General features: G+C 72.9%; 11 protein-coding genes and 1 tRNA gene. 7 read left to right on the forward strand and 5 right to left on the reverse strand.

Going from position 1 to position 11,426, the window contains the following annotated elements; all coding sequences use genetic code 11:
- Positions 1 to 53 precede the first annotated feature (53 nt).
- Positions 54 to 1,271, forward strand: coding sequence for a PucR family transcriptional regulator (locus tag AC2YHB_RS17125; RefSeq protein WP_179650482.1), 1,218 nt, complete (start codon positions 54 to 56; stop codon positions 1,269 to 1,271).
- Here the strand turns inward: AC2YHB_RS17125 and AC2YHB_RS17130 are convergent.
- Entirely contained in the window at positions 1,234 to 1,704 is a 471-nt protein-coding gene (locus AC2YHB_RS17130) for a hypothetical protein (RefSeq protein WP_179650480.1), read from the reverse strand. The two genes, AC2YHB_RS17125 and AC2YHB_RS17130, sit on opposite strands and share 38 nt — an antisense overlap.
- Positions 1,705 to 1,896: 192 nt before the next feature.
- Between AC2YHB_RS17130 and AC2YHB_RS17135 the strand changes: the two genes are divergently transcribed.
- Both AC2YHB_RS17135 and AC2YHB_RS17140 read left to right on the forward strand, forming a co-directional pair.
- Positions 1,897 to 2,340 carry an HNH endonuclease gene (locus AC2YHB_RS17135; RefSeq protein WP_179650478.1) on the forward strand — a complete coding sequence of 148 codons (444 nt, stop codon included), beginning with the start codon at positions 1,897 to 1,899 and terminating at the stop codon, positions 2,338 to 2,340.
- 22 nt (positions 2,341 to 2,362) lie between these two features.
- The gene (locus AC2YHB_RS17140) at positions 2,363 to 3,046 is read left to right on the forward strand and encodes a lysoplasmalogenase (RefSeq protein WP_179650476.1); all 684 of its coding nucleotides are present in this window, start codon (positions 2,363 to 2,365) and stop codon (positions 3,044 to 3,046) included.
- A 3-nt stretch (positions 3,047 to 3,049) separates the two neighbouring features.
- On the opposite strand, the gene AC2YHB_RS17145 is transcribed toward AC2YHB_RS17140, so the two are convergent.
- Positions 3,050 to 4,057 carry an AraC family transcriptional regulator gene (locus AC2YHB_RS17145; RefSeq protein WP_179650474.1) on the reverse strand — a complete coding sequence of 336 codons (1,008 nt, stop codon included), beginning with the start codon at positions 4,055 to 4,057 and terminating at the stop codon, positions 3,050 to 3,052.
- A gap of 101 nt (positions 4,058 to 4,158) precedes the next feature.
- On the opposite strand from AC2YHB_RS17145, the gene AC2YHB_RS17150 reads away from it, so the two are divergent.
- Positions 4,159 to 4,749, forward strand: coding sequence for a hypothetical protein (locus tag AC2YHB_RS17150; protein ID WP_179650472.1), 591 nt, complete (start codon positions 4,159 to 4,161; stop codon positions 4,747 to 4,749).
- 52 nt (positions 4,750 to 4,801) lie between these two features.
- On the opposite strand, the gene AC2YHB_RS17155 is transcribed toward AC2YHB_RS17150, so the two are convergent.
- A complete protein-coding gene (locus AC2YHB_RS17155) occupies positions 4,802 to 5,263 on the reverse strand; it encodes a DUF4383 domain-containing protein (RefSeq protein WP_179650471.1) in 462 nt (153 codons plus the stop codon).
- Positions 5,264 to 5,386: 123 nt separating this feature from the next.
- Between AC2YHB_RS17155 and AC2YHB_RS17160 the strand changes: the two genes are divergently transcribed.
- A complete protein-coding gene (locus tag AC2YHB_RS17160) occupies positions 5,387 to 7,015 on the forward strand; it encodes a GMC oxidoreductase (protein ID WP_179650469.1) in 1,629 nt (542 codons plus the stop codon).
- 360 nt (positions 7,016 to 7,375) lie between these two features.
- Here the strand turns inward: AC2YHB_RS17160 and AC2YHB_RS17165 are convergent, their stop codons facing one another.
- Together AC2YHB_RS17165 and AC2YHB_RS17170 are read right to left on the reverse strand one after the other, a co-directional pair.
- The gene (locus tag AC2YHB_RS17165) at positions 7,376 to 8,935 is read right to left on the reverse strand and encodes a TROVE domain-containing protein (RefSeq protein WP_179650467.1); all 1,560 of its coding nucleotides are present in this window, start codon (positions 8,933 to 8,935) and stop codon (positions 7,376 to 7,378) included.
- 240 nt (positions 8,936 to 9,175) lie between these two features.
- Positions 9,176 to 9,259, reverse strand: a tRNA-Thr gene (locus tag AC2YHB_RS17170).
- 227 nt (positions 9,260 to 9,486) lie between these two features.
- Here AC2YHB_RS17170 and AC2YHB_RS17175 point away from each other — a divergent pair.
- Positions 9,487 to 10,053: a hypothetical protein gene (locus AC2YHB_RS17175; protein ID WP_179650465.1), complete on the forward strand. Its 567-nt coding sequence runs from the start codon at positions 9,487 to 9,489 to the stop codon at positions 10,051 to 10,053.
- A gap of 144 nt (positions 10,054 to 10,197) precedes the next feature.
- Complete coding sequence (locus tag AC2YHB_RS17180) at positions 10,198 to 11,358, forward strand: M15 family metallopeptidase (protein WP_179650463.1); 1,161 nt, start codon at positions 10,198 to 10,200, stop codon at positions 11,356 to 11,358.
- Positions 11,359 to 11,426: the final 68 nt, after the last annotated feature.

Consider the following 11,426-nt stretch of genomic DNA (forward strand, 5'->3'; position numbering starts at 1 on the left):
AGCAAACCGACATCTGTCACGTCCTTCGGCGAGGTTCGTGAGACATTTGTCCAGTGACGACGCTGGACGACCTGACCGAGGAGATGGCGCGGCTGACGGACGCCCCGTGCACCCTCGAGGACCCGGAGTTCCGCCTGATCGCGTTCTCCGACCACCGCACCGACGACGCCGTCGACAGCATCCGCCAGCGCTCGATCCTGCAGCGCCACTCGAGCGAGGACGTGCGGGCGTGGTTCCGCGGCCAGGGCATCGAGGACAGCGAGGGCCCGCTGCGCACGCCGGCGGACACCGAGCTCGGGATCGTCGCCCGGCTCTGCGTGCCGGCACGCCACCTGGGTCGCGTCCAGGGCTACTTCTGGCTGCTCGACCCCGACGGACGGATCGACCCGGCGACGTGGCCCGAGGCCGGCCGGATCGCCGAGTCGGCGGCCCACCTCCTCAATGTGGCCGAGCGGCGGCAGGCCCGACGTGACGCGCTCTTCCGTGAGCTCGTCGAGGGCGGGCGCCTGGCCGCGCGGGAGTCCGCCGCCGACCTCGCCGACGCGGCCGGCCTCGACCTGCGCGAGCCGCTGGCCTGCGTGCTGGTCGACCGGCCCGAGCTCGCCGACCAGGTGGCCAGCCGGCCGGCCCGGTCCGGCGTGGTGTGGGCGCGGACCGGCGACGCCGTCGCGGCCGTGGTCCGCGCGCGCCTGGTGGCCGACAGCAGCGGCGGGGCGGGCAGTGGCGGGGCGACCGGGACCGACGCCCTGCTGACGGCGCTCGGGATCGGTCGGCGCCTCGACAGCCTCGACTCCGTCACGCGCGCGGCCGTCGGGCCCGTCGTACCGGACATCGACAGCCTGGCCACCACCTTCCGCGGCGCCCGGGTCGGGCTCCGGGTGGCTCGCACCCGCCCGCCGGGCGAGGTCGTCACGTGGTCCTCGCTCGGCCCCCTCGCCCTGCTCGGAGTCGCCCGCGACGACGACCTGGCGGCGGCCGTGGTCGAGCCCGCGGTGCAACGGTTCCTCGCGACGGCGACGTCCGACGTGGTCACCACATTGCAGGTCTGGCTGGACGAGGCCGGCAGTGCGTCACGCACCGCCGAGCGGCTGTCGGTGCACCGGCAGACCGTCTACCACCGGCTCGCGCAGGTGGAGCAGGCCACCGGCCACGACCTCAGCCGCGGGCGCGACCGGCTCCGGCTGCACCTGGCCGTCGAGCTGGCGCCCTTCCTGGCGGAGCCCGCGCCGGGGCTCACACCACCAGGTCGAGGCGCTGCTCCACGCCGTTGACGGTGAACGTCTCCCCCGCCCGCTTGCCCGCGATCGCCGCGGCGACGGGGGAATCGGCAGCGATGCCCTCGATCCGCACACCATCGACGTCGAGCTCACCGGCCACGACGCCGACGAGGTAGTGGTCGCCGCCGAATGCGACGACGGCACCGGGCCCGGCGGCCTCGCGCACGGAGAGGTCCAGCTCGTCGATCTGCGCCAGCAGCCGCTCCTGGCGGGCGACCGCGTCGTCCTGCAACCCGGAGAGCTCACCGGCCTCGTCGGACTGCGAGAGGGCGTCGGCGTCGTACGACGCGTCCTCGTCGAGCCGGGCCGCCGACGCCTGCGCGGCGGCGGCCTGCCGCGAGGCCTGCAGGTCCTGCTCCGCCCGGTCCCGCAGCGCGGCCCGGATCCTCTGCTTGCGGTCCTCGGTCCAGTCCGTCGATGCGTCCATGTCCGCCATCATCACACCGTTCCGGGAAAGTCGCGGGCCATCACGCCGGCAGCGGCGTACCGTCGAGGCAGGGCCGCGCCCAGTGGTCTTCTGCATTTCACGCACTCGTGGCCCTCCGGAAACACCGGAGGACGACGGGGCACCCACGATCGGTCAGGAGCGCGCGACCCGGGTCCGTGGAAGGAGGCTGCCATGACGACCGTCATGCTGCTCAACGCCTCCTACGAGCCGCTCGGGACGGTGACCTTCCAGCACGCGGTGCGGATGCTCTTCCGCGAGGTGGCCACCGTCGAGGAGGCCCACGAGGACCGGATGATCGGGCCGCACCCGTGGCCGCGAGTCATCCGGCTGGTCCGCTACATCGCGGCGAAGTGGATGTACCGCCCGGCGGCGTACTCCCGCTCCGGCGTGCTCAAGCGCGACCGCCACCGCTGCGCCTACTGCGGCCGCCACGCCGCCACCGTCGACCACCTCCTCCCCCAGAGCCGCGGCGGGACCTGGACCTGGCTCAACACCGTCGCCGCGTGCAGCCCCTGCAACGGGCGCAAGGCCAACCGCACGCCACTCGAGGCCGGGATGCGACTCCTGGTCCAGCCCTACGCCCCGACCCGGGCCCAGCTCGCCGCCACCCGCTGACCAGGGGCGCTAGATTGCGCCCGTGCGTACGACGACGCGGCTCAGGCTCGCCTACGGTGCCCTCGCGATCACCGACACCCTGCTGGCCGGGTCCGGCAGCCACTGGGCGCACCGCGCCCGCTTCGTCACCAAGCCGCTGCTGATGCCGGTGCTCGGCGCCTCGCTGGCGACCGATCCACGCGCCCAGGGATCGCCGTTGCGCGCCAGCACGCTGGCGGGACAGGCGGCGGGCTGGGCCGGCGACGTCCTGCTGCTCGGCGAGGGCCCGAAGGCCTTCGCCGCAGGCGCCGGGTCGTTCGGCGTCGGGCACCTCGCCTACATCAGCGGCCTGGCCCGCCACCGCGACCGGTCCACGCCGCTGCGTGGCAACCGCGCGGCACGGGCGATCGCGGCCACCTGGGCGGTGAGCGGACCGGTGATGGCGATCGCCGCGGCCCGCAAGGAGCGCGCCCTCGGCCCGACCGTGCTCGGCTACTCCGCGCTGCTGAGCTCGATGACCGCCTCGGCCCAGCACCTGTCCCCCGCGCTGCCGCGCGACGCGCGCGTGCTCACCGCCGTCGGGGCGGGCTTGTTCCTGCTCTCGGACTCCGTCCTCGGCTCACGGACCTTCGTGCTGACGGACCCGCCGGAGCGACTCGAGTCGCTCGTGATGGCGACGTACACGGCCGGGCAGCTGCTGATCAGCGAGGGGGCCGCGCGGGCCTGACGCTCACCGGTCCGCCCGGCTCGAGCGCCGTACCTCCCGCGGCGACATCCCGAACCACCGCTGGCAGGCGCGCGAGAGCACGCTCTGCTCGCTGAAGCCCAGGTTGCCGGACAGCTGCCCGAACGGCATGTCCGTGTCGCGCAGGTAGCGCTCGGCCTCGTCGCGGCGCACCCCGTCGACGATCTCGGCGAAGGTGGTTCCCTGGGCAGCCAGGTGGCGCTGCAGGGTGCGCGGGTGCTGCGCGAGCTGCTCGGCGACGAGCTCGAGGCCGAGGCCCCCGGTCGGCAGCATCCGGCGCACCAGCCGGACGACGGCGTCGGTGGTGCCGCCGCCGGTCCGGACCGCGATCGTGTCGAGGTAGTCGCGCACGACGGCGTGCACCGCGTGGTCGGCGTCCAGCCGGCGCTCCAGGACCTCGGCGCGGAACCGGAAGCCGTAGCGGTCCTCCCCTGCGTCGACGCGGCAGCCGAGGTCGCGGCGGTAGTCCGCCTCCGGGGTGAGCAGGGGGTGCCGCAGCTGCACCGAGGTCGGCCGGAAGTCCGGTCCGGCGAGGAGCCGGAAGACCTGCAGGGAGACGCCGAGAGCGAGCTCGGCCGCCTGCCGGTGCACCGGCGGACGGGGCTCGACGAGGCGCCACTCGAACTGGGCGAGGCCGTCGCGTCCGGGTGGGTGGACGGTGACCGCGATCGCCGGGCTGTAGAAGCCCATGAACTGCTCGATCGCCTGCAGCGCGGCCCCCACCGTGGGTGCGGTGCGCGCGGCCACGCCGAGCGGGCCCAGGATCTCCAGGCCCTGGCGGGCCCCGAGCCGCCGCCCGAAGTCACCGCGCCCGGTGACCGCGGCGGTCGACTCCAGCAGGGCGGTCACGCTGCGATAGCTGATGAAGCTGTCGTGGTCACCGACGACGGCGGGCGTGAGGTGCACCGCGGCGAGGAGCGCGACGGGATCGGCGCCGAGCTCGGTCGCCAGCGTGGTGAACCCCTGGAGCGAGGTGCCCCGGATCAGGGTCATGTCGCACAGGGTCAAGAACGAGTCGCGTGCTGTCAAGCACTGCGGTCCGCCGGTTGCGACCGTGATGGCCGGACAGATCCACCCCGAACCCTGGAGAACCGATGAGTCGCTTCGACATCACCCGCACCAACCTCGCCGTCGAGCGCCTGCTCGAGACGACCGAGAACCCGCGCCACCGCTACCTGCTGCACGCCTACAACCGGCACCGCTACCTGGAGATGGCCGGTCGATGGAAGGAGATCTTCGCGCCGGAGATGACCGTCGAGCACCCGATCTACCACTTCAACGTCTTCGGCATCAACACCGTCCTCGAGGGCGCCGAGGCCGTCCAGGCGGTCTACGCGGAGTGGTCCGAGACCGCCCAGTGCGTCTTCTACACCGACGACGAGGTGCTCGCCGTCGGCGACAACATGATCTGCTCGACCGCGACGATCTACCAGCAGACCCCGGGCGCGGTCCTCGCCGCCGCCGGCGCACCGGTCGACCCCGAGGCGCACTACCTGGTGGCCAACGTCGAGCACATGATCTGGCCGTACGACGACCAGGGCCGCCTGATCGGCGAGGACGTCTGGGAGATCGACGAGTCCAAGCGCCAGGTCATCGCGCTGGACCCCTCCGAGGTGCTCACCGTCGAGCGGGCGGGCGAGCTGCTGGAGCCGCTCATCAAGCCGCTGCCGGAGCGGCCCTTCTGACCTGATCCCACGCCCGTTCCTCGACCGGGCGCGACCTCCACGGAGCTCGGGATCAGCCCGGCAGCGGGCGGTTGCGCTCGGCCATCGACCGCCCGAGGGCCAGCCCCAGCCCGACCATGCCCACCCCGAGGACCAGGTGCAGCCAGTTGTCGGCCTGGTCGAGCGGTACGAAGTTCGCGTCGTCGTGGCGGTCGACCAGGAAGCCGTACACGGTCAACACGAGGTAGACCACGCCGCCGCCGACGAGGAAGGCGCGCGCGCCGCCGAAGGAGCGGGCCAGGGCCAGGCCGGCGACGCCGAAGGCGAGGTGCACGAGGTTGTGCAGCACCGAGACGCCGAAGAGGCCGAGCAGCTGGGCGCCGGAGTGGTGGCCGGCGAAGGTCATGTCGTCGTAGTCGGTCGTCACGCCCGGGACGAACCCCAGGATGCCGACCAGGAGGAAGGTCAGGGTGACCACGGCCGCCGCCTTCTGGAGCAGCGAGCTCCGGGAGAGTCGCGTCGTCATCGTGTCCATGGGGCGGCGGTACCCGCCGGCCCGACCGCGAGTCCCACGGAGTTACTTCCCGGTAAGTAGTGACGAACCCTCACCAGAACCGATAGAACACGTTCTTGTTCTTTCCTTTGTGATGGAGGTCACATGCCGAACACCACCCCCCACCAGGCCCGCTTCACCCGTCGCGGGTTCCTCACCACGACGGGAGCGGCCGCGGGCGCCGCCGCGTTCGCCGGGCCCCTGCTCCGCGCCGCACCCGCGCGCGCCGCCGCGATCAGCAACGGTGCGTCCGTCCCGGCGCTCGTCATCGGGACCGGGTACGGCGGCGCCGTCGCCGCGCTCCGGCTCGCCCAGGCCGGCGTACCCGTCGAGATGGTCGAGATGGGGATGTCGTGGGACACCCCCGGCGCCGACGGGAAGATCTTCCCGAAGGTCACCTCGCCCGACCAGCGTGCGTACTGGCTGCGCACCAAGACCAAGGCGCCGGTCAGCAACTTCTTCGGCTTCCCGATCGACTCGAACATCACGAAGTACACCGGTGTCCTCGACGCCGAGGAGTTCGCGGGCATCACCGTCTACCAGGGCCGCGGCGTCGGCGGCGGCTCGCTCGTCAACGGCGGCATGGCGGTCACGCCGAAGCGTGAGCGCTTCGCCGGGATCCTGCCGTCGGTCGACGCCAACGAGATGTACGACGTCTACTACCCCCGCGCCAACGCCGGCCTCGGCGTCGGGCAGATCGACCCGGTGTGGTTCGAGAGCGCTGCCTGCTACCAGTACGCGCGGGTCGGGCGGAAGCACGCGCAGCGGTCGGGCTTCGCCTGGACCTTCGTCCCCGACGTCTACGACTGGAACTACATGAAGGCCGAGCAGGCCGGCACCGTCACCCGCTCCGCCCTCGACGGCCAGGTCATGTACGGCAACGACCACGGCAAGAAGTCGCTGGTCCAGACCTACCTGGCACAGGCCTTCGCCACCGGCCGGGTCAACGTGTCGACGCTGCACCGGGTCACCAACGTGACCCCCGCCGCCGGCGGCGGCTACACGGTCGCGATGGAGCAGATCGACACCTCCGGCAATGTCGTCGCCACGAAGACGGTCACCGCGACGAAGGTGTTCTTCGCCGCGGGCAGCGTCGGCACCAGCAAGCTCCTCGTGAAGATGAAGGCCACCGGCGCGCTGCCCGGCCTCAACAACGAGGTCGGCAAGGGCTGGGGCGACAACGGCAACGTGATGTGCGGTCGCGCCAACCACATGTGGGACGCCACCGGCACGCTGCAGTCCACGATCCCCTGCTCGGGCATCGACAACTGGGACGCCGGCGGCGCCTTCGCCGAGGTCGCTCCACTGCCGACCGGGATCGAGACCTACGCCTCGCTCTACCTGTCGATCACGAAGACGACCCGGCGCGCGGAGTTCAGCTGGAACGCCGCCGCCAACAGGGTCGACCTGTCCTGGCAGACCGCCTGGAAGCAGGACTCGATCACCATGGCCAAGACGATCTTCGACAAGATCAACAGCAAGGAGGGGACGATCTACCGGACCGACCTCTTCGGCGGCTACAAGATCTGGCAGGACGGCCTCACCTACCACCCGCTCGGCGGCGCGGTCCTGAACAAGGCCACCGACAACTACGGGCGCCTGCACGGCCATCCGGGGCTCTACGTCATCGACGGCGCGCTGATCCCCGGCAACACCACCGTCAACCCGTTCGTCACGATCACGGCGCTGGCGGAGCGCAACATCGAGAGGATCGTGGCGGACGACCTGCTCTGAGGGAGATCGTCGGGGCGCCAGCTTCACCGGCCGGCCGGTGAAACTGGCGAGCCTGGACGACGAAACTCACGCCTGGACGATGAAACTTCGTCGTCCAAGCGTGAGTTTCACCGGCCGGCCGGTGAAACTCCCAGACCCTCCGGCACCGCCCACTGCCCCACCCGTGCATCGCATCCGACTATTCAGCGGACCGTCACCGCAGCCCTACCGTCGAGGGGCCAGCAGTCCGACGAGGAGGGGTCGTCGCGACGATGCGAACGGGCCGCCCGCCACCATGGGGAGCGAGCGCCCCGGTGCTTCCGGCCGGCCCACGGCGGGAGACCGCGGGCCGGCCGGCCACGTCCGACCCGGAGCCGGGCGTCAGAACGGCCAGTCGGCGTCACGTCCCGCCTCCAGGAGCGGGATCGCGGCGAAGCCCTGGTCGCTCAGGCCGCCGAAGGTGTGCCGGTTGGCCGAGCCCGAGGGGCCGTGGCCGTACCGGTAGCCGGCCAGGTTGAAGGTGTAAACCGGCACCGTCGCCGGCACCGCCGACGTCGGGTCCTGGCCGCGCCAGCCCGCCCACGCCTGCTCGTCGGTGACGATGACGACGCGGTCGTGTCGGCGGAAGTGGCGGCGTACGGCGGCGGCGGTGTTGGTGCCGCCGAGGTTGCCCATCCGGCCGGCGAGCGCCAGCACGGACTCCCCGCGCCGCGCGGCCACCGTCCGGCTGTCCGTGCCGAACTCGACCAGGTCGGCTCGTGCCGACCGGACCGCCAGCGCCGCGCCGAAGACCGCTGCCGCGTCGGCGCGGGTGACGGTCGAGCGGCCCGAGAGCCGCGAGAACATCGAGCCCGAGCGGTCCACCAGCACCAGCGTGCGGCCCGGCAGCTCCGGGACGTTGGCCAGGCTGGCCTGCAGGGCCTGCTCCAGCGGCCAGGCCCAGCGCAGCGAGGGCGCTGCCCGGTACGCCGACAGGAAGCGCAGCGGCAGCTGGCGCGACCGAGCGACCTCACCGGCGTCGGCCAGCTTGGCAGCCACCGTTGCGGCCACGTCGTCGGCGACACCCGCCCGGTCGAAGTTGCGCAGGTTGCGCAGCAGCGCCATGTAGCCCATCGACGGGACCAGGGCCTCCCACGCGGCCGCGTCCAGGGGACCCTGCAGCCAGCCGGCGACCTGCTCCCAGGTCATCCCGGCACGGCGCAGCCCCTCGGGGTCGCCGACGAGGGTCGCGCGCCGCTCGGCGACGGGTACGGCGAGCAGCCGCTCCCGCGCCGCGAGGACGGCGAGCTCGTCCGGGACGGCGTCCGCCCGGTCGTGCCGGCGGTCCAGGGCGTGCCGGAACAGCGCCGACTGCCGCGCGTCGCGGGGACGCGCGTGGGTCAGCTCGAGCACGTCCGCGAACCGGTAGTCGCGGCCCCGGGCGTCGTACTTGAGCAGCGAACGCTCGGTGTAGAGACGCTCGGCTGCCGTCGCGACGCCGCGCTTGACCGGCTTGGGGAAGGCGCGGCCGTGCCGCAAGGCCCAGTAGGCCAGCATCTCGCCCGGCTCGTCCGCACGGTCGAGGGCGGCCTCGACCAGCGCGCGGTTGTCGCCGGCGATGCCCGCCTCCAGGCGGGCCTTGACGGCCTCGGCGGCGACGACGAGCGCGACCGTGCGCAGGTGCGCCCCCGTGCGGAGCCAGCGGACCAGGCGCAGGGTCCAGTCGACGTCCTCGAGCGCGACCGTCGCGGCGAGTGCCCGCAGTCGCTCGTCGCGCTCGGCTGCTGCCTCGTAGAAGGTGTCCTCCGCGACGAAGGAGGTGACGGCGAGCAGGAACAGCTCGCCCTTGGCGTCGCGGGCGTGGCCGCGCGCCCCCTCGTGGGTGCGGCCGGTCGCGTGGTCCGCCGTGCGGACGGCGCTCGTGCCGGTGCGGCGCAGGCCGCTCAGGTTGAACTTGCTCATGTGGTGTCCCTCCTTCCGAGGGCGGGGTCGTTCGTCGGCCTGCCCGGCGGGACGCCGGGCAGGCAGGGGTGGCGCCCGAGGACCGTGCGGCGACGGTGTTTTCCCGTTGTCAGCGGGACCGTTGGAGACGAAGTAGCCGTGGCCTTCGCACCGGGCACCCTCCGACGGGACGCGCCGAGGACCAGGTCGACCGAGGTGTCGACAGCTGCTCTGCCGTTTGAGCTACACGACGGTCGCCCGTCGCGGCGGGACTCGAACCCGCAACCCGCTCATTACCAGTGAAGTAACCCCGGTCTCCGCACCGGCGCGTACCGGTGGAGTGCGTCAAGGGTGGGGCCCGGCCCGCCGATCGGCCAAACGCTTTTCCCGGGCTCGCGCAGCGCCCGCACTCCCGGGGCTCGCCAGTCGCGCTCCGGAGCTCGTGGACCGACGACGCCCTCCCCCACCTTTCTGGGACCGCGAATTCCCCGCACCTACGGGATGTTCCAGGTGGGTAGGACGACCGGATGCTTCTCGCACCGCAACCAACCGAGCGAGAGCGAGTCCTGACCATGAACCCCACCACCCGAGCCCGCCACGCCCGACGTGCCCGCCGGCGTCGTACCGCCGCGGTCGTCCTGGGCGGCCTGCTGGCCCCGTTGCCCGCCGTGGCCTCGACCCTGGCGCCGACCGGTGCGCAGGCCGCACCGGAGCCCAAGCCCGGCACCCTCGCCACGGTGCGGGCGGTGACGGCGAAGTACCACGACGTCGCGGCGGCAGAGGCCGACGGCTACGTCCCCGTGTCCGACTGTGTCGAGAGCCCGGCCGGAGCGATGGGTGTCCACTACATGAACCCGGCGCGCGCAGCAGCGTCGATCGACCTCCGCAAGCCGGCGTTCCTGCTCTACCTGCCCGTCGAGGGCGAGCTGCGGCTCGTGGGCGTGGAGTACTTCCAGGCCGACCGCGACCAGGACCTGGCGACCGATGACGACCGCCCGTCGCTGCTCGGCCACGAGTTCGACGGGCCGATGCCCGGCCACGGCACTGGCGCGCCCGTGCACTACGACCTCCACGTCTGGACGTGGGCGCACAACCCGGACGGGATGTTCGCCGAGTTCAACCCCGCCCTGGCCTGCTGACCGCACGCGGACGGGCGACCCGTTCCGGGCGCTGCTGGGCAGCGCGCAGGAGCTGCCGGAGATCAGCTGACGGTTCCCTCGCCGAAGGCGGAGTAGCATCGCTGGACCAGGTGTCCGGGGGGTCCATTGGCCGGAAAGCGACGCGTGCTCTCGGTCGCTCTCGCCTGCATCGTGCTCTGCTCGGGCTGCGCCGGCTCGCCGGCGCCGACGGCCGGCCCGACGTCCCCGGCGACGGCCTCCGCCGCCCCGAGCGACCAGGACGTCGCGATGGCCCGGCCCGGGCCCTTCGAGTCGACCGGCGACTCCCCCGACATCCTCGTCCAGAGCCCGCGCCCCATCGACGCCGACCTGGTCGCCCGCGCCGCTGCGACCCAGGGCGTGGCCCGGCTCGAGCAGTTCTCGCTCGCCACCTTCTACCGGGAGGGCGAGGCGATCACGTACGCCGCCGTCGACCCGGCGACCTTCCGTCAGTTCACCCCCGGCCCGACCGCCGTCCTCGACGCGCTGTGGGACCGGGTCGCCGACGGGGAGATCGGCTTGCGGCCCGACCTCCGCACCGCGCTCGCGGGCCCGGGCGACTTCGTGACCCTCGGCAACGACGACAACGCCCAGCGCGCGCACGTCGCGGCGTACGCACCCCTGGTCCCCCACTCGGCGATCGGGGCGCTGCTCAACGAGCGGTGGGCCGACCGGCTGCACCTGCCGAAGGGCAATGCCCTCGTCGTGTCGACCCGGTTCGCCGCGCCCGGGCCCGTGGTCCGCCGGCTGCGGCGGGTGCTCGGCACGAGGGCGTCGGTCAGCCTGCTCGCCCCGAACGTCGTACCGGACCAGGCGCTGAGCGCCGTGCTCACGGGCGGCTCGGTCGCCGCCGCGGTCGGGTCGTTCAGCTACACCCCCAACCCGGACGGCACGGTCGACCCCGAGGCCCGGTGGGTGCGCACCCACATCCGCACCGAGCGGGTGCCGGTCCTCGGCGCGGTCACCTGCAACCGCGCGATGCTGCCCGCGCTGCGCCGGGCGCTGACCCGGGTCGTGGAGGCCGGCCTCGCCGCGGAGGTCCACGCCGACGAGTACGGCGGCTGCTACGTCCCGCGCTTCATCGGCCACGACCCCTCGCGCGGGCTGTCGTTCCACACCTTCGGCACCGCGATCGACCTCAACGTCCCCGGCAACCGGCGCGGCACCGCCGGCACGATCGACCGGCGGGTGGTGGCGATCCTCGTCCGGTGCGGCTTCGCCTGGGGCGGGACGTGGCGCTACACCGATCCCATGCACTTCGAGCTGGCCGCGATCAGGTCCTGCTGAGCGTCCCGGGAGCCCGCAAGGTTTTCCCAAGGACGCCTGCCGATGGTGGATCAGTCCATCACCGATAC

Source organism: Nocardioides sp. SRI_004 (assembly GCF_057586415.1).